The sequence below is a fragment of the Pseudomonas tructae genome, from assembly GCF_004214895.1.
In the GTDB taxonomy this organism is placed as follows: Bacteria; Pseudomonadota; Gammaproteobacteria; order Pseudomonadales; family Pseudomonadaceae; genus Aquipseudomonas; species Aquipseudomonas tructae.
This window is the reverse complement of record NZ_CP035952.1, coordinates 2,791,965-2,812,234: the sequence shown is the minus strand read 5'-3', so window position 1 is coordinate 2,812,234 and position 20,270 is coordinate 2,791,965. Positions and strand designations below refer to the sequence as shown.

Sequence of the window (20,270 nt, the reverse complement as noted above, 5' to 3'; positions counted from 1 at the left end):
TCAAGTCACACCTAAGATCCTTTCATACCGGTGCCGCCGTGCCTGGCAAATAGAATGTCCACAAGCATGCTCTTCCAATCAGGTGCCCACTGTGGCCGAGGCCCCGAGAGCCACCCGGCCACGATGTAGCCTTTGGAACTGACATCGTTGGAAGCAAGGGACTTACCGTTAAAGAGTAGGATCTTGATATGCTCATCGGTGAACGTCTTTCCTGGGTTGTTGGCTAACCAACCTGGTCGCTGTTTCGGATACAACGCCAGCGAGCAGGCTGTAGCAAACCACCGTCTTGGCGCGTCTGTCTCTTCTTTCGCGGCATCAGCTGAGGTCTTGTCGTTCAAGAATGCCATGATCCCGATACTGGTCAGGTGAATGCCGTGGGTCTCATCCAGCGCTTGCCTTACTCCTCCCAGGGTCAACACCTTGTCATTGGCCTCAGCCGCCAGCAAAGCCGTTGAAAACGCTGAAACCGAGGTAGTATTCAGGTCGACGTGGACCTTTGATGTCCAGTAATTCATATCATCGAAGAGATTAATTACAGTCAAGGGTTCCCACAGCCCAGAAAAGTCCAGTACGTACTCTTCACCCACATTAAACGTCAGCTGCTTGACCTCGCCAGCAGCTAATGCCTCAAGCTTTCCACCATTTGCCATATAAAAAACGATAGTGCCGGAAGCATTACCATTCCTGCACGTCATGGTAATCGCGCCCACTGCTGGAGCATGTTCAGGACGCATATTATCGAATCTGAATCGATTTTTCCCTGCCTTAATTTCGTGCAGGCACTCATCCCTGTTCACCGTATACTGGCGCTCACCTACCCAAAGGAAAATCATATTATTAGAGGCTACATTCAACGTAACAGTCGAGTAATCCATAGCGTTCACCTTCAAGTTAAACTCATCACCCCAACGACCTCGCACGCACCAACAAGCGCTACTACTTATTGCTCTTGACGCTTGAGTTTTTTAAATTACAACAGCAGAAATCTTAACGCCATTACGGGGCGTATAACGTATGCTTAAGTCTATCGCCGGCCCCAAGCCTTCGCTGCCTGTCACAGTGGGCAAGGAAAAATGCCCTTCGAATAAATCTGTGTGAGTACTTACGTGAGAACACGTATGGCTAGTCGTATTGAAAACTTCAGGATTGTCGCCAGTAAGCGGACTAACACCCATTACATTAACCATACTCCACCTTACGTAGGTAAATTCACGCCGAGCCAAGGCATCCGAAACCCTTCAGTTGCACTGTTATCCAGAACCATGATCGTCGTCTACTGACAAAAATGTCAGGTCACGTGTGTTAACGCACAAACCATGCGGTCAAAACTGTGGTGTGAGTACTTTCGCTCACCGGCATATTCGAGAGGACGTGGCGTTCAACTCGCCGTTGTTTTCCTCCGGACTCACTCCCATCCAACACCGCCTCGACCAGCGCCATGGCCACCTCCAGCGAATGCTGGGTAGCCCAGGCATGGCCGCGACCAGAGGCTTCGGTATGTTCGACGATTTGGCTAAAGGTGGCCGTGGCGGCCTTCAGGTACATCAGCGCATGCACCAAGGCATCTTCGGCGCTGACGCCGCCCAGGACGCAGAGCAATGGCGGGTGGTCGGGGCAACTGTGCACGCTAGTTTCGGCGGTACGGGTGAAGGTGAAGCGCGGGGGATCGGGGACGGGCTTTTTCATGGTCAACTCCTAACTTGTGGAGCCGCCACGCCATCGTCGCCAAACAATCGGGTGGCAGCTGTACGCGGGTTGGCGAACCGGTAAGTTAGGCAAAACCGGCAGGGCCGAAACCCTCCCGCGCACAGCCACCATAGAAAAGCATACTGGCGCTCAAGCCAACTGCCACTACGCAGATGCCAAACGTGTTCAGGGTCGCAAAACCCAATCACCGAAAAATCAGGTGAACGAACGGGCCTAGTGCGCAGCTCTTCCCCGGGAAGCAGATGAAGCCGACAGGTTACGTAGGGTAGATCGAGCGCCGCCTCCGCGGCGCATCGCGGGGCAAGGCCCGCTCCCACCCATGCCTTGGTGCACGGCGACAGCGTGTCCGGTCAAGCAACCGAATCAACATCCAGATGTTAGCTATCTTCGCGGGTGTGCCACATGCGCAGCAGGTAAATGGTGGCGTCTGCGATCTCGTAACGAATCTCGTAGTGCCCGACCAGAATACGCCGTACGTCACGCGGTTTGAACTCTTCCAGGCGCTCGCAGAGGCGCGGATTAGTCAGCAGTGTGGTCGGTACTGTCGCAAGCCACTGCACCGTGTGGGCCTCTGCGGGCTGGTTCACCACCGCCAAATACTCGTAAAGTCGGGCCAGATCGGACAGCGCCTTGCTCGTCCACTTCAACTGCATCAATGCGGTACCGGCAGTGGGGTTTCGCTGCTCAGGCTCTCAGCCCAGGCCTGGACGGCCTGATGGTCGATCACACGGCCAGCATCCACATCAGCCAGGGCCTCGCGGGTCAAGCGGCTACGCTCCTCTTCCTGGTCGAGCCAGGCGTACAGCGCTTGCTTGACGATCCAGTTCTTGGAACGTTCCAGGCGCTCGGCGATTTCATCGACTCGTTCGGCCAGCGCTACAAACTGTCTTGCACCGCATTTTAAAAGCTGGCGAAATCCCTGTGGGAGCGGGCTTGCCCAAAACCATAGAATCTCCAACAGCGTGCCCTCATATCATTCCCAATGATAATAACCTTCGCCCCATTCGATTCGTTGTTAATAGTTACAAATCGCAGAATCCGCCCACTATCAATACATTGGCGGACTCCCCATGGAACAGTCACTCAAACCTTTGCGTTACCCCCTTGCTCTATTGGCTGTAGTGGTGATGAGTGCCTGCGGTCGCGCCCCGGAGGCCGTGCAGGCGCCGGCGGCGACCAAGGTCAGCGTGGCCAAGGTGCTGGAACAACCGATCAACGAATGGGACGAGTTCACCGGGCGCCTGGAGGCACCGGAAACCGTCGAGGTGCGTCCGCGGGTCTCTGGGCAGATCGACCAGGTGGCCTTCACCGAAGGCGCCCAGGTGAAAAAAGGCGACCTGCTGTTCCAGATCGACCCGCGTCCGTTCCAGGCTGAGGTCCGCCGCCTCGAAGCCCAACTGCAACAAGCCCGCGCCACCGCTATCCGCAGCGAAAACGAAGCCCAGCGCGGCGAACGCCTGCGCAGCAGCAATGCGATTTCCGCCGAGCTTGCCGAGTCGCGCACCAGCGCCGCCGCCGAAGCCCGTGCCGGCGTCGCCGCGATCCAGGCACAGCTGGACCTGGCGCGCCTGAACCTGAGCTTCACCCGTGTCACCGCGCCCATCGGCGGCCGGGTCAGCCGCGCCCAGTTCACTGCCGGCAACATCGTCAGCGCCGATGTGACGCCGCTGACCAGCGTGGTCTCCACCGACAAGGTCTACGCCTACTTCGACGCCGACGAGCGCGTGTACCTCAAGTACACCCAGCTGGCGCGCGATGGCCAGCGCGGCCAGAGCACCCCGGTGTACCTGGGCCTGTCCAACGAAAGCGGCAACCCGCACCTGGGGCAGATGAACTTCGTCGACAACCAGGTCAACCCCAAGACCGGCACCATCCGTGGCCGGGCGGTGTTCGACAACACTGACGGGCAGTTCACCCCGGGCCTGTATGCGCGCCTGAAACTGGTCGGCAGCGCCACCTATTCAGCGGTGCTGATCAACGACGAAGCGGTCGGTACCGACCTTGGCAAGAAGTTCGTGCTGGTCATGGACAAGGACAACAAGGCCGCCTACCGCGCTGTGGAGCTTGGACCGAAACTCGAAGGCCTGCGCATCGTGCGCAATGGCCTGAGCAAGGACGACCGCATTGTCGTCAAGGGCCTGCAACGGGTGCGCCCGGGCTCGCCGGTCGACCCGCAGGACACGCCAATGGCCAGTGACGCGACCATCGCCGCCCTCGCCCAACAACGTCAGGCACTCGAAGCCAGTATCCAGGGCAAAGCGGTAGCCACCCCCAGCGTAAAACTCGCCAGTGCTTCGGCACCGCGCGGTTAAGGGATCAGTTCGATGAATTTTTCCAAGTTTTTCATTACCCGGCCGATCTTCGCCGCAGTGCTGTCGCTGCTGATCCTGATCGCCGGCAGCATCTCGCTGTTCCAGCTGCCGATCAGCGAATACCCGGAAGTCGTGCCGCCCACCGTGGTGGTGCGCGCCAACTTCCCCGGTGCCAACCCGAAAGTGATCGGCGAAACCGTTGCCGCGCCACTTGAACAGGCGATTACCGGGGTCGAGAACATGCTTTACATGTCCTCGCAATCCACTGCCGACGGCAAAGTGACCCTGACCGTCACCTTTGCCCTGGGCACTGACCTGGACAACGCCCAGGTGCAGGTGCAGAACCGTGTAACCCGGACCCAGCCCAAGCTGCCCGAGGAAGTCACGCGCATCGGTATTACCGTCGACAAGGCCTCGCCCGACCTGACCATGGTCGTGCACCTGACCTCGCCGGACAACCGCTACGACATGCTCTACCTGTCCAACTACGCCATCTTGAACATCAAGGATGAGCTGGCACGCCTGGGCGGTGTCGGTGACGTGCAACTGTTCGGCATGGGCGACTACTCGTTGCGGGTGTGGCTCGACCCGAACAAGACCGCCTCGCGCAACCTGACCGCCAGCGATGTGGTGGCGGCCATTCGCGAGCAGAACCGTCAGGTGGCGGCCGGTCAACTCGGTGCACCGCCAGCACCTGGGGCTACCAGCTTCCAGTTGTCGGTCAACACCCAGGGCCGCCTGGTCAGTGAAGAAGAGTTCGAAAACATCATCATCCGCTCCGGTGCCAACGGCGAAATCACCCGCCTGAAAGACATCGCCCGGGTCGAGCTCGGTTCCAGCCAGTACGCCCTGCGCTCGCTGCTGAACAACCAGCCGGCGGTGGCCATCCCGATCTTCCAGCGCCCTGGCTCCAACGCCATCGAGATCTCCGATGAGGTCCGGGCAAAAATGGCCGAGCTGAAGAAGGACTTCCCTGAAGGCATGGACTACAGCATCGTCTATGACCCGACGGTGTTCGTCCGTGGTTCCATCGAAGCGGTCGTGCACACCCTGTTCGAAGCGCTGATCCTGGTAGTACTGGTCGTTATTCTGTTCCTGCAGACCTGGCGCGCCTCGATCATCCCGCTGGTGGCCGTGCCGGTATCACTGATCGGTACCTTCGCGGTGATGCACCTGTTCGGCTTCTCGCTCAACGCCCTGTCGCTGTTCGGCCTGGTACTGGCCATCGGTATCGTGGTGGACGATGCCATCGTTGTGGTGGAGAACGTCGAGCGTAACATCGGCCTGGGGCTCAAGCCCCTGGAAGCCACGCAAAAGGCCATGGGTGAAGTGACCGGGCCGATCATCGCCACGGCGCTGGTGCTGTGTGCGGTGTTCGTACCGGCCGCGTTTATCTCCGGCCTCACCGGGCAGTTCTACAAGCAGTTCGCGTTGACCATCGCCATCTCTACGGTGATCTCGGCCTTCAACTCCCTGACCCTGTCGCCGGCCCTGGCCGCAGTACTGCTCAAGGAACACCACGCACCCAAGGACCGTTTCTCGAAAGTGCTCGAGCGCCTGCTCGGTGGCTGGCTGTTCGGCCCGTTCAACCGCTTCTTCGACCGTGCCAGCCATGGCTACGTCGGCGCCGTCGGCCGGGTCATCCGCAGCAGCGGTATCGCCCTGTTCGTCTATGGCGGCCTGATCATCATGACCTGGCTGGGCTTCTCTTCGACGCCTACCGGTTTCGTGCCGGCGCAAGACAAGCAGTACCTGGTGGCCTTCGCGCAACTGCCCGATGCTGCAAGCCTTGATCGCACGGAAGCGGTGATCAAGAAGATGAGCGAGATCGCCCTCAAGCAGCCAGGAGTTGCTGACTCGGTGGCCTTCCCGGGCCTGTCGATCAACGGCTTCACCAACAGCCCCAACAGCGGCATCGTGTTCACCCCGCTCAAGCCGTTCGATGAGCGCAAGGACCCGAGCCAGTCGGCCGCAGCGATTGCTGCCGCGCTGAACGCGCAGTTCGCCGATATCGAAGACGCCTACATCGCCATCTTCCCGCCGCCGCCAGTACAAGGGCTGGGCACCATCGGTGGTTTCCGCCTGCAAATCGAGGACCGTGGCAACCTGGGTTATGAAGCGCTGTACAAGGAAACCCAGAACATCATCGCCAAGAGCCACAACGTGCCGGAGCTGGCCGGGTTGTTCACCAGCTACCAGGTCAACGTGCCGCAGGTCGATGCTGCCATCGACCGGGAAAAAGCCAAGACCCACGGTGTAGCGATCAGCGATATCTTCGACACCCTGCAAATCTACCTGGGTTCGTTGTATGCCAACGACTTCAACCGCTTTGGCCGTACTTACCAGGTAAACGTCCAGGCCGAGCAGCAGTTCCGCCTTGAAGCCGAGCAGATCGGCCAGCTCAAGGTGCGCAACAACCAGGGCGAGATGATCCCGCTGGCGACCTTCATCAAGGTCAGCGACACCTCGGGGCCGGACCGCGTGATGCACTACAACGGCTTCATCACCGCCGAGATCAACGGTGCCGCAGCGCCTGGCTACAGCTCCGGACAAGCGGAGAAAGCCATCGAGAAGCTGCTCAAGGACGAACTGCCCAACGGCATGACCTTCGAATGGACGGAGCTTACCTACCAGCAGATCCTGGCCGGTAACACCGCGCTGTTCGTCTTCCCGCTCTGCGTGCTGCTGGCCTTCCTGGTGCTGGCCGCCCAGTACGAAAGCTGGAGCCTGCCGCTGGCGGTGATCCTGATCGTGCCGATGACCCTGCTGTCGGCGATCACCGGGGTGATTCTGTCCGGTGGCGACAACAACATCTTCACCCAGATCGGCTTGATCGTACTGGTGGGGCTGGCGTGCAAGAACGCCATCCTGATCGTCGAGTTCGCCAAGGACAAACAGGCTGAAGGCCTCGACCCGCTGGCCGCGGTACTGGAAGCCTGCCGCCTGCGTCTGCGGCCGATCCTGATGACGTCGATCGCCTTCATCATGGGTGTGGTGCCGCTGGTGTTCTCTTCCGGCGCCGGTGCTGAAATGCGTCACGCCATGGGTGTGGCGGTGTTCTCCGGGATGATCGGGGTGACCTTCTTCGGTCTGCTGCTGACGCCGGTGTTCTTTGTCCTGATCCGCCGTTACGTGGAACGCAGCCAGGCCCGCAAAGCGGCGCGTGCGCTGAAGCTGGAGACTCATGCATGAACCGCAGTGTGAAACTCTTTGTGCCTAGCCTGCTGGCCCTGGCCCTGGCCGCCTGTGCGGTGGGCCCGGACTACCAGGCACCCGGCACCGCCGCTGCGCAACTGAGCGCGGCCAATGAGCCGACCGCCAAGGCTGCGTTCGACCGCAGCCGCTTTGAAAGCATCTGGTGGAAGCAGTTCGACGACCCGGTACTCAACCAACTGGTCAGCCAGTCGCTGGACGGTAACCGTGAACTGCGTGTGGCCTTTGCCCGTCTGAAAGCGGCGCGGGCGATCCGTGACGATGTCAGCAACGATGCCCTGCCAACCGTAACCAGCCGCGCCAGTGCCGACCTGGGTAAAGGCCAGGTCCCCGGCCAGACCGACGATCGGGTCAACAGCGAGCGCTATGACCTGGGCCTGGACATGGCCTGGGAGCTGGACCTGTTCGGCCGCATCCAGCGCCAGCTGGAAGCCAGCGAGGCTGAGCAGGACGCCGCCCAGGCCGACCTGCAGCAGTTGCAGGTCAGCCTGATCGCCGAACTGGTGGATGCCTATGGCCAACTGCGCGGTGCGCAACTGCGCGAGAAAATCGCCCTGGCCAACCTCAAGACCCAGCAGGATTCGCGGGGCATTACCGAAACCCTGCGTGACGCCGGGGTCGGCAACGACCTTGACGTGGTGCGCGCCGATGCCCGCCTGGCAGCGGTGGAAGCCAGCGTGCCGCAATTGCAGGCCGAACAGGTGCGGGCGCGCAACCGCATCGCCACCCTGCTCGGCCAGCGCCCGGATGCCCTGGCCATCGACCTGTCGCCTGCGCAGCTGCCGGCCATCGCCAAGGCCTTGCCGGTGGGTGACCCGGGCGAGCTGCTCAAACGCCGTCCGGATATCCGCAGCGCCGAACGCCAGTTGGCCGCGGCCACGGCCAACATCGGCGTGGCTACCGCCGACTTGTTCCCACGGGTCAGCCTCAGCGGCTTTCTCGGCTTTACCGCCGGGCGCGGCTCACAGCTTGGCTCTTCGGCCGCCAAGGCTTGGGCCCTGGGCCCGAGCATCACCTGGGCGGCGTTCGACCTGGGCAGTGTGCGCGCTCGCCTGCGCGGCGCCAACGCCGATGCCGAGGGCGCCCTGGCCAATTACGAGCAGCAGGTGCTGCTGGCCCTGGAGGAATCGGAAAACGCCTTCAGTGACTACAGCAAACGCCAACAACGGCTGCTGGCCCTGCTGCGCCAGAGCGAAGCCAGCCGCAAGGCGGCGGACCTGGCCTCGATTCGCTACCGCGAAGGCACGGTGGATTACCTGGTGCTGCTCGATGCCGAGCGCGAACGTCTGAGCGCCGAAGATGCCCAGGCTCAGGGTGAAGTCGACCTGTACCGCGGCATCGTCGCCATCTACAAGGCCCTGGGTGGTGGCTGGCAGGCCGAGAGTGTGGCGACGAACTGATTCAACGGCTCCTTTGGTTGGTTTCTGACCGGCCTTTTGCCCCGCTTGCGGGGCTTTTTTATATCCAATGCGCGGAAAACTGTGGGAGCGGCGATGCGGCGACCCGACTTGCCCCGCGATTGATCTCCACCCCTCTATTACATTTGACGCCACCGGCCCTGGTGACCCAAGCTCAACCCTTTGCAACCGCGACACGCTTCGGATTCACCATGTCCAAACAGCGCCAGTACACGCTCATCAGCCTGACCCTGCTCATCATCCTCGGCCTGGGTGGCTATTTCTGGCGTGACGACAGCCCTGCGCCCACCCCCGCGCTCAAGCACAGCTACAGCAAGGCACTGACCATGGCCCACGACGGCCAGCCCGGCGCTGCGAGGGTGCTCTACCAACAGTTGGGGCGCAGCGACCTGTCGCCGATCCGTCGCGCCAGCCTGTACAGCGAACTGCCCAATTATCCCTCGCCCCTGGCCCTGAAGCTGGCCAGCCGCGACCTGCAACATGACGATCCACTGGTGCGCCGCGCCGCCATTGCCAGCATTCAGGCCATGCTGCCCGGCGCCCAGCGCAGCCTGGTACTCGGCCCGCTGCTCGACGATGAAGAGCAAAGCGTGCGCTTTGCCGTGGTCGATGCCCTGCTCGGCCTGGGGCCGGATGACATCGGCCTGTACTTCGGCCCGCTGCAACAGGTGCTGGAGCAGTACCAGCAGATGCTCGCCCAGCGCCGCGACGATGCCAGCGCGCAATTGCACCTGGCGCAGCTCTACCTGCACGAGAACAGCTACCAGGAGGCGGCACAAGCACTGCAGCGTACCCTGCAATTGGCGCCGGACAACCTCGAGGCCCTGGCCGCCCAGGTACAGTTGCTGGAGCGCCAGAACCAGACCGACGCCTCGCGGCAGCTACTGGCCAAAGCCCTGCAACAACGCCCGGACTCCGCCTTCCTGCAGCACGAACTGGGCCGCTGGCTGCTGCGCCACGGCCAGGACGAGTACGCCCTGCTGGCCTTCGCCAGGGCCCTGGAGCTTGAACCGGACAACAGCGACTACCGCTACACCCTGGCCACCAGCCTGCACCAGCTGGAACAGGTCGATGCCGCGCAAAAACAGCTGGAAACCATCCTCGCCCGGCAACCGGCCAACCGCAAAGCCCGGGTACTGCTGATCGAGTACTGGAAAGAAACCGGTCAGTTGCAGAACGTGCAGGTGCTGCTGGCCCAACTGGAGCAGCAGAACCCCGACGATCCCTTGGTGCAGCAAGGTTTGTAAGACGTAAAGCGACCGCCTGAGAACCCGGTTGAACCCCTCGGCAACGGCCGTGGTCCAGAGAGAGTGTGAGGGCAACAGGCACCGACAGGTGTGCCTGTCCACGCATTATCGAAGGAGACCAGCTGTGGGCGACGCATTAGCCAATGCCGAACGAGCGTTGATTCTGGCTCCAGCGCAGTTGAGCCAACGGGCCCTGTGCCTGCTTGATCAGGCAGGCATCCAGGCCCTGGCGGCTGCCAGCATGGAAGAACTGGGGTGGGCGCTGGAGCAAGGTGTGGGCTTGGCAATCATTGCCGCTGCCTCGCTCAACGGTGCCACTCACTCGGCCCTGCATCAGTACCTTGGCAAGCAGCCACCTTGGTCGGATTTGCCGGTGGTATTGCTGACCGCAGCGCCCAGGCGCGGCCAACGTTCGCCCCACAGCCCTGACACCAGCCTCGGCAACCTGTTCCTGCTGCAATGTCCATTCGAATCTGCCAGCCTCGTCGCCCTCGCCCAATCTTCTTTGCGCGCCCGGCGCCGCCAATACCAAGCCCGCAACCAGAACCAGGAACTGGAACGACAACAGCACCTGCGCCAGGTCGAAAGAATGGAGGCTATCGGCCAGTTGGCCGGTGGCGTCGCCCATGACTTCAACAACTTGCTCACTGGCATCGGTGGCAGCCTGGCGCTGATGGGCACACGCTTGCAGCAGGGCCGCACAGACGCCCTGCCCGGCCTGCTGAACCTCAGCCAGGAGGCCGTCAAACGCGCTACACGCCTGACCCAGGGGCTGCTGGCGTTCGCCAGCCGGCAATCACTCGATGCCCAGCCGGTGCAACTGGGCAGGCTTTTGGGTGCTGAGTGCCTGAGGCCGGTGCTGGGCCCGCAGATCAAACTAAAGGTGCAGATCGCCCCTGACCTGTGGTCGGTCGAAGTCGATCCACTGCAGTTGCGCGAGGCCCTCGACAACCTGCTCAACAATGCCCAGGAGGCCATGCCCAATGGCGGCTGCCTGACGGTCAGTGCCCATAATCAGCACCTTGACGCCAGCCAGTGTGATGGCCATTGCCTGCCTGCCGGTGACTATGTACTGATCAACTTCCATGACAATGGCTGCGGCATGGCGCAGAGCACGCTGGAGCGGGCATTCGATCCATTCTTCACCACCAAGCCGATCGGCCAGGGTACCGGCCTGGGGCTGTCGATGGTGTATGGCTTCAGCAAGCAGTCCCAGGGCCATGTCCAATTGCACAGCCGCATCGGCCATGGTACCCAGGTCGACCTGTTCTTGCCGCGATACGAGCGCCAGCCTGCACCGTCAGCGCCTCTGCAGACGCCGGCATCGGCCACTGGCGCTGCGGCCAACGTGCTGATCGTCGAAGATGACGCTACCGTGCGCCTGCTGGTGCACCAGGCGCTGGATGAGCAAGGCTACGTGTGTAAGGTAGCCGCCGACGCCAATGCGGCCCTGGCGATCCTTCAGGGCGGGGAGCCGGTCGACTTGCTGGTCAGCGATGTCGGGCTGCCGGGCATGAATGGCCGTCAGCTGGCGGAAATTGCCCGTACTTTGCGCCCGGCGCTGAGAGTGCTGTTCATCACCGGCTACGCCGAAACCGCTTTGGTGCGTAATCGCTTTCTCGACCCTGGCATGCAGATGCTCTGCAAGCCTTTCGAGTTCGCTCAGTTGACCGCCAAAGTCGCGCAAATGCTCGGCAAGGGTGGCCAGCCATGAGCCAGATGGAACTCGATAGCCGATTGCAGGTAGCACCACCGGTGCATTCACTGCGAGTGATGACGGTCAACGCCCACAAAGGCTTCAGCCCGCTGAACCGCCATTATGTGCTGCCGGAACTGCGCGAAGCGGTACGCAGCGAAAATGCCGACCTGGTGTTTCTCCAGGAGGTGCTGGGCAGCCATCGCCAGCACGGCCGGCGCCACCGCAACTGGTCGGATGTGCCCCAGTACGAGTTCCTCGCCGACAGCCTCTGGCCGGTGTTTGCCTATGGTCGCAACGCCGTGTACCCCGAGGGTGAGCACGGTAACGCGCTGCTGTCTAAGTTCCCGATCCTGCGCCACGACAACCTCGATGTCAGCGTCCATGGCACCGAGCAACGCGGCTTGCTGCATGCGGTGCTGGCGTTGCCGGCAGACACCCAACTGCACACTGTGTGCGTGCACCTGGGGCTGGACGAACGCCAGCGCCAGCAGCAATTGCGCTTGCTCTGCCAGCTGTTGCACAGCCTGCCCGGCGACGCCCCGGTCATCGTCGCCGGCGACTTCAATGACTGGCGTTTGCGTGCCGACTTGGTGCTCGGCGAATGCGGCTTGCACGAAGTGTTCCGCCAAGCCCATGGCCGCCCGGCGCGCAGCTTTCCAGCACGCTGGCCGCTGCTGTGCCTGGACCGCATCTATCTGCGCAACGCCTGCGCCATGGCACCCAAGGTCATGGGCCGCAGACCCTGGACGCACCTGTCGGACCACTTGCCGTTGACCGTGCAGGTACTCTTGTGAACAGCCCATGGCGAGCGGACAACCAGGTGCAACTGCTGATCAACGGCGAAGACTATTTCGCCTGTGCCTTCGCCGCGATCGCGCAAGCCCGGGCGGAAATTCTCCTGGAAACCTTCATCATCTACGAGGACAAGGTCGGCCGGCAGTTGCAGCAGTTGCTGATCGCGGCGGCGCAGCGCGGGGTAAAGGTAGAGATGCTGGTCGATGGTTACGGCACAGCCGACCTCAGCGTCGATTACCTGCGCGAGCTCAGCGACGCCGGTGTCCACCTGCAGGGTTTTGACCCGAGCCCCAAGCGCCTGGGCATGCGCACCAACCTGTTCCGACGCCTGCACCGCAAGATCCTGGTAGTCGACGGCGAGGTTGGTTTTGTCGGCGGCATCAATTACTGCGCCGATCACCTGGCCGATTTCGGCCCCATGGCCAAGCAGGACTACGCCGTGCAGGTACGCGGGCCGATCGTCGCCGATTTGCAGCGCGCCACCTTGACATTGCTGGAGCAGCGCAGCGCACTCACGCCAGGCAGCCGACGCTGGTGGCAGCGTCGCCTGCCGATCGCCGCCGACAGCGAACAGGCCAGCATCACCCTGTGCATCCGCGACAACCAGGATCACCCCAATGATATCGAGCAACACTATCTACAAGCGATAAACACCGCCCGTGAGCGCATCACCATCGCCAATGCCTACTTCTTTCCCGGTTACCGACTGCTGCGGGCGATTCGCAATGCCGCCCGACGCGGCGTCACAGTCACCCTGGTGCTGCAAGGCATGCCGGACATGCCCTGGGTGCGTCTGTGTTCACGCCTGCTGTACAACTACCTGATCAGCGATGGCGTGCGTATTTTCGAGTACTGCGAGCGGCCGCTGCACGGCAAGGTCGCCCTGGTAGACCGGCAGTGGTCGACCGTCGGTTCGAGCAATCTTGACCCGCTAAGCCTGGCCTTGAATCTGGAGGCCAACCTGATTATCCGCGATCACGCCTTCAATGCCCGCCTGCACCAGCACCTGCACGACCTCACCGCTCATCGCTGCAAGGCGATCAGCCAGCAGCGGGCGTTGCGCGGCTACTGGTGGCGGGCACCGTTGATCTTCCTGACCTTCCACTTCATCCGCCATTTTCCTGGCCTGGTCGGCTGGCTACCCGCCCATGTACCGCGCTTGAAACCGCTGTATGCAGGCAACCGCGCAGCGCATAAAACCACATGAGCAGACATACAACCCCCTGGCGACGCGCCCGGCAACTGCTGACCCTGGCGTTCTTCGTGCTGGTGCCGGTGCTGCTGTTCACTTTGCTGCAGAACCTCGACTGGCAGGAGTTGCGCCGGGCGTTGGCCGCCTACCGCTGGAGTACCCTGGGCCTGGCGTTCGCGATCAGCCTGTGCAGCTTCGCTCTGTTCAGCAGTTTCGACCTGCTCGCACGGCACTACACCGGGCACCAACTGCCAGCACGTCGAGTATTGCCCCTGGCGTTCGTCTGCTATGCCTTCAACCTCAACCTCAGTGCCTGGGTGGGCGGTATCGCTCTGCGCTATCGCTTGTACAGCCGGCAGGGCCTCAAGGTCGCGACCATCACCCGGATTCTCAGCCTGGGCCTGCTGACCAACTGGCTGGGCTATTTTCTACTGGCGGGCAGCGTGTTCATCTGTGGCCTGCCCCGGTTGCCGACCGGCATGGAGATCGGCAACAGCGGTCTGCGCCTGATCGGTGCACTGTTGCTGCTGCTGGCGGCAACCTATTTGCTGGCCTGTGCGTTTTCCCGCCGGCGCACCTGGCGCCTGCACCGGCATCAGATCACCCTGCCCGGCATCCGCCTGGCGGCACTGCAAGCGCTGATGGGAGCCTGCAACTGGTCGTTGATGGCGCTAGTGGTGTTCAGCCTGCTGCCCAACGGCGCGGGCTATCCGACAGTGCTGGCCGTGCTGTTGATCAGCAGCATTGCCGGGGTCGTGACCCATATTCCGGCGGGGTTGGGGGTGCTGGAGGCTGTGTTTCTGACCCTGCTGCAAGGCACGTACAGCAAGGGCACGCTGCTGGCCGCACTGCTCGGCTACCGGGTGCTGTACTTTCTCTTGCCGTTGCTGGTCGCAAGCCTGGTTTACCTGGTACTGGAGCGCCTGGCCAGTCAGCGCGGCGCTGCGGCAAGGTCGGGCAGCGGCGGCTGAGCAGGCGCGAGCATCTCGTGCACCTGCTGGACCAGGTCTTCCAGGCCGAAGGGCTTGGTCATCAAGGCCATGCCCGGCTCGAAGACTTGCTGCTCGGTCACCGCTTGCTCGGCGTAGCCGGTGATGAACAACACTTTTTGTTGCGGCTGCTGCATGCGCAAGGCGCTGGCCACCTGACGGCCGCTGAAGCCGCCTGGCAAACCGATATCGGTGATCAGCAAGTCAACCGTACCCAACTGGCGATACTGCTGCAGCGCCGCATTGGCATTGCCCGCCTCGAAGACTTCATAGCCCTCTTCCTCCAATGCCTCCTTGAGCAGCAGGCGCAAGGTGTGCTCATCATCCACCAGAAGGATACGTTCACCATTGGCCCGGGCGAAGGTCTTGCGCACAGGCTCGTCTGCCAGGCTCTGGGGCAATTCACCCAGAAAACGGGGCAGGAGAACCTTCACCCGGGTACCCTCGCCCGGGCTTGAATCGAGCCACACCCGCCCGCCAGACTGGCGGACGAAACCATAGACCATCGACAAGCCAAGCCCGGTCCCCTGACCAACTGGCTTGGTGGTAAAGAACGGCTCGAAGGCACGGGCGACGACGTCGGCACTCATGCCATGGCCGTTGTCCTGCACCTGCAATGAAAAATAGTCGCCCGCGACCAGGCCATCTTCACCTTCCTGCGCAAATTCATGGCGTTCATTACTGGTGGTGATCCGCAGGCACCCGCCGGCGCCCATGGCATCCCGGGAATTCAGGCACAGGTTGATCAGGGCGTTTTCCAGTTGACTGGCATCGACCAACACCCACCAGGGAGCGGGCTCTACCTTGACCTGTAGGTCAATGTGCGCGCCGAGGGTCTGCTGGACCAGATGCTCGATGTCCAGCACCAACTGATTGACACTGACAGGCTTGGGATCCAGCGCCTGGCGTCGGGAAAAGGCCAGCAAGCGGTGAGTCAGCATGGCGGCCCGCTTCGCCGCGCCGCGGGCGGCATCAAGGTAGACCTGCAGGTTGTCGAAATGCCCTTGGGCGATGCGCCGCTCGAGCAACTCGATGCTGCCGCTGATCCCGGTCAGCAGGTTGTTGAAGTCATGGGCCATGCCCCCGGACAGTAGCCCAATGGCTTCCATCTTCTGACTTTGGTGCAGCAGTTCTTCGGCGTGGGACAACGCTTCTTCGCGCTCACGCTCCTGGGTAATGTCATTGCCAACAGCAGTGAAGCCAAGTTCCGACGGCGCGGCAACCCAGTTGAACCAACGGTAATGGCCATCCTTGTGGCGCAAGCGGCTGACCCTGTTCTCGCTTGTCTGGCCGGCGCGCAGACGCTCGATGACCGACTCGACCTCCTGAAGGTCATCGGCATGGATCAAGCCCATCACCGATGTTCCCAGAATATCCTCTTGCGCCCAGCCCAGCATCTGACTCCAGGCCGGGTTGACGGTGCTGATGCGCAGGTCCGGCAGGACGGTCAGCATGATATTGCTGGACATATGCCAGAACTGGTTGCGATCGGCGGTATGTTCGTGCACCTGGCGCTCGAAGCTATCGGCCAGATGCCGCCACTGCTGTTCGGCCTCGACGCTGGCGGTGGTTTCGATCACCGTGTCGAGAAAGCCGGCCACCGCCCCCCGCTCATCACGGATCGGGCTGTAGCAGAAGGTGAAATAGGTTTGCTCCATGCTGCCGTTGCGGTTGATCAGCAGCGGAAAGTTCTCGATGAAGATCGCCTCCCCGCCAAGGGTGCGAAAGACCAGGGCACCGATACTGTCCCAGGCCTCGCTCCAGACTTCGTCGAAGCCCCGGCCCAGCGCCTCGGGCTTGGCGCCGAGAATGGGCTTGAAGGCATCGTTGTAGATGGTCACCATCTGTGGGCCCCAAACCAGGCAGCCGGGGAACCTCGAGGCCAGCAACATGTCCACCGCGATGCGCAACGGCGCCGGCCACAGGTGCAACGGCCCAAGGGCCGTGCTGCCCCAGTCATGGTTGCGAACCTTTACACTCATCGATCCTGGCATGGGCGAGCTCGGTGGTTGCGGGGAGTCTGACAGTCGGACCTAAACGCCGATGTCTTCGTTCCAGAGCGTTGGCTGCTCTTCAATGAAATCGCTCATCATCTGCACGCAAACATCATTTTGCAGCACGTGCACCTCGACACCTCGGGCCGTTAGCAAGTCTTCCTCGCCCATGAACGTCTGGTTCTCGCCGACAATCACCTGTTTGATGCCGTACAACAAGATCGCGCCGCTGCACATCGGACAAGGCGACAAGGTGGTGTACAGGGTTGCCTGGGCATAGACACGGGCCGGTTGGCGTCCGGCGTTCTCCAGCGCGTCCATTTCACCGTGCAGGATCGCACTACCCTGTTGTACACGACGATTGTGGCCGCGGCCGATGATCTTGCCGTCGTGGACCAGCACCGAGCCAATCGGTATACCTCCCTCGTCACGGCCCTTTTGCGCCTCGTCGATGGCCGCCTGCATGAACTGATCAACGGGTTGGTTCGAAGTGCTCATCCGTTTGTCGACTCCTGTTGCAATGTTGATACGCTTGCCGGGCAGGCTAGCACATCGCTAGCGGGGAATGGCATCCACGGCCACCGCTACTATGCTGAACTGGTTTCTCCTCTGCGGCCTGGGCAGTCCGGGTCCGTTCCAGTATAGGGAGCATTGCAATGAGCAAGAAAATACTGGTGGTGCTGACCAACACGGCCAAATACCCGACGCTCAAGCGCGCCACCGGCCTTTGGCTGGGTGAGGCAGTGCATTTTGTCGACAAGGTCGAGCAGGCAGGCTTCAAGGTCGACTATCTCAGCCCGGCGGGTGGATACGTGCCGATCGACCCACACAGCCTGAGCATGGCCGCTGATGTTGATTGGAAATGGTACAACGACAAAACCTTCATGAACCGCTTGGGTACCACGCTGAGCCCCGGTCAGGTCAAGGCCCAGGATTACAGTGCCATCTACTATGCCGGTGGCCATGGCGTGATCTGGGACTTTCCCGAAAACAGCCAGTTGCAGGACCTGGCACGACGCATCTTCGAAGCTGGCGGCGTAGTCGCCTCGGTGTGTCATGGTGCGGTGGGCCTGCTCAATATCAAGCTCAGTGACAACACTTTGCTGGTCAAGGATCGCGAAGTCACCGGTTTTTCCAACATTGAAGAGCAACTGGCGGAACTGGACAAGGTGGTTCCCTACCTCACCGAAAACGAGCTCAGCGCCCGTGGCGGGCTGTACAGCAAGGCTGAAGATCCCTGGCAGGCCTACGCCATCGCCGACCAGAAAGAAGGCCGGCTGATCACCGGCCAGAACCCGGCATCCGGTGGCGCAGTGGCTGAACTGGTGGTGGAAGCGCTGAAAAAGCGCTGAAGCACTTACCTGGATTGCCGACGGGTACTTCAACTGCGGTAAACCCGGCCTACAGCCGCCGCAGACTGCACTCCTTATGCTGACAGGAACGAGCCGACCAGGAAGGTCGGCTTCCCGTTCAGCATAGAGGTGCAAACATGGCTCCACCCCGTCTTGCCGGCCGCAGTCTGCTCGAACTCCTGATTACCCTTCTGATTGGCCTGGCACCCGTGGCCTGCGGCCTGCTGGTGCTGGCCCTGCAGGTCGAGCGCAAACAGGAAGACACGGCTGCGGTGTCCGCCGTTGAGGCCATTTACGCCATCGACCGGGTCATCGATGCCATGCACAGCACCAGCAACGCCGTGCTCGGGCTGGCGGGGCAGCGTTGCGAGCGAGTCCTCCCGGCCCTGCGCCAGGCAGCCTTGAGGCAACCCAGCGTGCGCTCGCTGGTGCTGATCCGGGACAACCGTGCCTACTGCGGTACCGTACTCGGTAACTTCGATGCGGCCATCGACCCGGGCAACTACTTCAACCAGCGCCTGCGCCTGGACTTGCAGAACCAGATCACCCCGGACATGCCAGTGTTGCACTACCGCCTGCTGGAGCATCCGGTCGGCGTTGTCGCCATCAGCGATGCGAGCACTCTGCAACTGGAGCTGCAAGGCTTCAAGAACGGCATCGTCCTGGCCCTGCAGTTCGGCAGCGATTTTCTCTGGACCAACGGCAGCGGTAGTGACAGTCAAGTACCCAACCATGAAGAAAACAAGCAACGCCAGGTATCGGACAAGCACGGCTACACCGTGCATGCCGGCTACCCCGCCGGCCATACCCGGCAGATGCTGCGCCAGGCCCTGTACTCCACCGTGCCGTCATTGCTGCTGGTTGGCATCCTGACTTCGGCGGTGGTCTATTGGGGCCTGTTCAGGCAGCGGCGCAAACCGACACCGCACGCAGTTTGAACCCACGCCATGAAAAAAGGCCATTGAGCAAACCCTCAATGGCCTTTTTCAATGACCGATCAGATCAGTCGGTGCTCAGCACGCCACGACGGACCTGGTCACGCTCGATCGATTCGAACAGCGCCTTGAAGTTGCCCTCACCGAAGCCATCGTCACCCTTGCGCTGGATGAACTCGAAGAACACCGGCCCCATCAGGGTTTCCGAGAAGATCTGCAGCAGCAGGCGCTTGTCGCCGGCTTCGGAAGAGCCATCCAGCAGGATGCCACGGGCTTGCAGCTCGCCAACCGGCTCGCCATGGCCCGGCAGACGGCCTTCGAGCATCTCGTAGTAGGTGTCCGGCGGCGCAGTCATGAAGCGCATGCCAAGCTTCTTCAAGGCATCCCAGCTCTCGAGCAGGTTGTCGCAGAGGAAGGCCACGTGCTGGATGCCTTCGCCGTTGAACTGCATGAGGAACTCTTCGATCTGCCCGGCGCCCTTGGACGATTCTTCGTTCAGCGGGATACGGATCATGCCATCCGGCGCGGTCATCGCCTTGGAGGTAAGGCCGGTGTATTCGCCCTTGATGTCGAAGTAGCGGATCTCGCGGAAGTTGAACAGTTTCTCGTAGAAGCCGGCCCAGTACGCCATGCGCCCGCGGTACACGTTGTGGGTCAGGTGGTCGATGATCTTCAGGCCCGCACCCGCCGGGTGACAGTCGACACCTTCAATGAACTTGAAGTCGATGTCATAGATCGAGCTGCCCTCTTCGAAGCGGTCGATCAGGTACAGCGGCGCGCCGCCAATGCCCTTGATCGCCGGCAGACGCAGTTCCATCGGCCCGGTTTCGATTTCAACCGGTTGCGCGCCCAGTTCCAGGGCACGGGCATAGGCTTCATGGGCGTTACGCACACGGAAAGCCATGCCGCACACCGACGGACCATGCTCGGCGGCAAAGTACGAGGCGACGCTGTTCGGCTCGTTGTTCAGGATCAGGTTGATGCCGCCCTGGCGGTACAGGTGCACATTCTTGGAACGGTGGGTCGCCACCTTGGTGAAACCCATGATCTGGAAGATAGGTTCCAGGGCGCCCGGGGTCGGCGATGCGAACTCGATGAATTCAAAGCCCATCAGGCCCATCGGGTTTTCAAAGATATCAGCCATGCTCGTTTCCTCATCATCAAAGCGGGTAAATAACGGTCGTTAATTGCTATCGATGTCGAGCAGGCGTGGTGGCGCGCAAGAGATGCCCCTCACACTGCGGGCGAGGTAGTCACCATAGATCAGCTTGAACCCATGACACTTCATATGGACCCATTCTCGGCGGGTTGATTCCCCGAAGGTGGGGAACCTTATTATTGTATGCGTAACCTGATTCTACAGTGCGTAAGCGGTTTTGTCCGCACTTAAGTTGACGCCCGGTGTTAGACGAACGGC

17 protein-coding genes are annotated in these 20,270 nt (G+C 61.6%); 10 read left to right on the top strand and 7 right to left on the bottom strand.

Going from position 1 to position 20,270, the window contains the following annotated elements:
• Positions 1 to 11: 11 nt before the first annotated feature.
• The 4 genes from EXN22_RS12940 to EXN22_RS12925 all read right to left on the bottom strand — a co-directional run bounded on the left by EXN22_RS12940 (position 12) and on the right by EXN22_RS12925 (position 2,581).
• On the bottom strand, positions 12 to 875 hold the full coding sequence (locus EXN22_RS12940; protein ID WP_130264424.1) for a hypothetical protein: 864 nt from the start codon (positions 873 to 875) through the stop codon (positions 12 to 14).
• A 427-nt stretch (positions 876 to 1,302) separates the two neighbouring features.
• Positions 1,303 to 1,686, bottom strand: coding sequence for a hypothetical protein (locus tag EXN22_RS12935; RefSeq protein WP_177414017.1), 384 nt, complete (start codon positions 1,684 to 1,686; stop codon positions 1,303 to 1,305).
• Positions 1,687 to 2,084: 398 nt separating this feature from the next.
• On the bottom strand, positions 2,085 to 2,360 hold the full coding sequence (locus EXN22_RS12930; protein ID WP_130264423.1) for a type II toxin-antitoxin system RelE/ParE family toxin: 276 nt from the start codon (positions 2,358 to 2,360) through the stop codon (positions 2,085 to 2,087).
• Positions 2,360 to 2,581, bottom strand: a complete 222-nt coding sequence (locus EXN22_RS12925) for a CopG family ribbon-helix-helix protein (RefSeq protein ID WP_130266814.1) — start codon at positions 2,579 to 2,581, stop codon at positions 2,360 to 2,362. Before EXN22_RS12925 ends, EXN22_RS12930 begins: the two co-directional genes overlap by 1 nt.
• 196 nt (positions 2,582 to 2,777) lie before the next feature.
• Between EXN22_RS12925 and mexE the strand changes: the two genes are divergently transcribed.
• From mexE to EXN22_RS12885, 8 genes are all read left to right on the top strand, one after another.
• A complete protein-coding gene (mexE, locus tag EXN22_RS12920; protein WP_130264422.1) occupies positions 2,778 to 4,019 on the top strand; it encodes a multidrug efflux RND transporter periplasmic adaptor subunit MexE in 1,242 nt (413 codons plus the stop codon).
• 12 nt (positions 4,020 to 4,031) lie between these two features.
• Positions 4,032 to 7,211, top strand: coding sequence for an efflux RND transporter permease subunit (locus EXN22_RS12915; protein WP_130264421.1), 3,180 nt, complete (start codon positions 4,032 to 4,034; stop codon positions 7,209 to 7,211).
• Positions 7,208 to 8,632 (top strand): efflux transporter outer membrane subunit, encoded by a 1,425-nt coding sequence (locus EXN22_RS12910; protein ID WP_130264420.1) that lies wholly within the window; start codon positions 7,208 to 7,210, stop codon positions 8,630 to 8,632. Before EXN22_RS12915 ends, EXN22_RS12910 begins: the two co-directional genes overlap by 4 nt.
• A gap of 209 nt (positions 8,633 to 8,841) precedes the next feature.
• Positions 8,842 to 9,897 carry a tetratricopeptide repeat protein gene (locus EXN22_RS12905; RefSeq protein WP_130264419.1) on the top strand — a complete coding sequence of 352 codons (1,056 nt, stop codon included), beginning with the start codon at positions 8,842 to 8,844 and terminating at the stop codon, positions 9,895 to 9,897.
• Between the two features lie 124 nt (positions 9,898 to 10,021).
• On the top strand, positions 10,022 to 11,611 hold the full coding sequence (locus tag EXN22_RS12900; RefSeq protein ID WP_130264418.1) for an ATP-binding protein: 1,590 nt from the start codon (positions 10,022 to 10,024) through the stop codon (positions 11,609 to 11,611).
• On the top strand, positions 11,608 to 12,390 hold the full coding sequence (locus tag EXN22_RS12895) for an endonuclease/exonuclease/phosphatase family protein (RefSeq protein WP_165392209.1): 783 nt from the start codon (positions 11,608 to 11,610) through the stop codon (positions 12,388 to 12,390). Before EXN22_RS12900 ends, EXN22_RS12895 begins: the two co-directional genes overlap by 4 nt.
• Positions 12,387 to 13,598: a cardiolipin synthase ClsB gene (clsB, locus tag EXN22_RS12890; protein ID WP_130264417.1), complete on the top strand. Its 1,212-nt coding sequence runs from the start codon at positions 12,387 to 12,389 to the stop codon at positions 13,596 to 13,598. The genes EXN22_RS12895 and clsB overlap by 4 nt, the downstream gene beginning before the upstream one ends.
• The gene (locus EXN22_RS12885; protein ID WP_130264416.1) at positions 13,595 to 14,554 is read left to right on the top strand and encodes a lysylphosphatidylglycerol synthase domain-containing protein; all 960 of its coding nucleotides are present in this window, start codon (positions 13,595 to 13,597) and stop codon (positions 14,552 to 14,554) included. Before clsB ends, EXN22_RS12885 begins: the two co-directional genes overlap by 4 nt.
• On the opposite strand, the gene EXN22_RS12880 is transcribed toward EXN22_RS12885, so the two are convergent.
• Both EXN22_RS12880 and EXN22_RS12875 read right to left on the bottom strand, forming a co-directional pair.
• Positions 14,515 to 16,554 carry a hybrid sensor histidine kinase/response regulator gene (locus tag EXN22_RS12880; RefSeq protein WP_130264415.1) on the bottom strand — a complete coding sequence of 680 codons (2,040 nt, stop codon included), beginning with the start codon at positions 16,552 to 16,554 and terminating at the stop codon, positions 14,515 to 14,517. The two genes, EXN22_RS12885 and EXN22_RS12880, sit on opposite strands and share 40 nt — an antisense overlap.
• A gap of 51 nt (positions 16,555 to 16,605) precedes the next feature.
• Positions 16,606 to 17,064 (bottom strand): nucleoside deaminase, encoded by a 459-nt coding sequence (locus tag EXN22_RS12875; RefSeq protein WP_130264414.1) that lies wholly within the window; start codon positions 17,062 to 17,064, stop codon positions 16,606 to 16,608.
• 158 nt (positions 17,065 to 17,222) lie between these two features.
• Here EXN22_RS12875 and EXN22_RS12870 point away from each other — a divergent pair, with 158 nt between their 5' ends.
• Positions 17,223 to 17,918 carry a type 1 glutamine amidotransferase domain-containing protein gene (locus EXN22_RS12870; RefSeq protein WP_130264413.1) on the top strand — a complete coding sequence of 232 codons (696 nt, stop codon included), beginning with the start codon at positions 17,223 to 17,225 and terminating at the stop codon, positions 17,916 to 17,918.
• A 137-nt stretch (positions 17,919 to 18,055) separates the two neighbouring features.
• Positions 18,056 to 18,856 carry a CSS-motif domain-containing protein gene (locus EXN22_RS12865; protein WP_130264412.1) on the top strand — a complete coding sequence of 267 codons (801 nt, stop codon included), beginning with the start codon at positions 18,056 to 18,058 and terminating at the stop codon, positions 18,854 to 18,856.
• 64 nt (positions 18,857 to 18,920) lie between these two features.
• On the opposite strand, the gene hppD is transcribed toward EXN22_RS12865, so the two are convergent.
• A complete protein-coding gene (hppD, locus tag EXN22_RS12860; RefSeq protein ID WP_130264411.1) occupies positions 18,921 to 19,997 on the bottom strand; it encodes a 4-hydroxyphenylpyruvate dioxygenase in 1,077 nt (358 codons plus the stop codon).
• Positions 19,998 to 20,270: the final 273 nt, after the last annotated feature.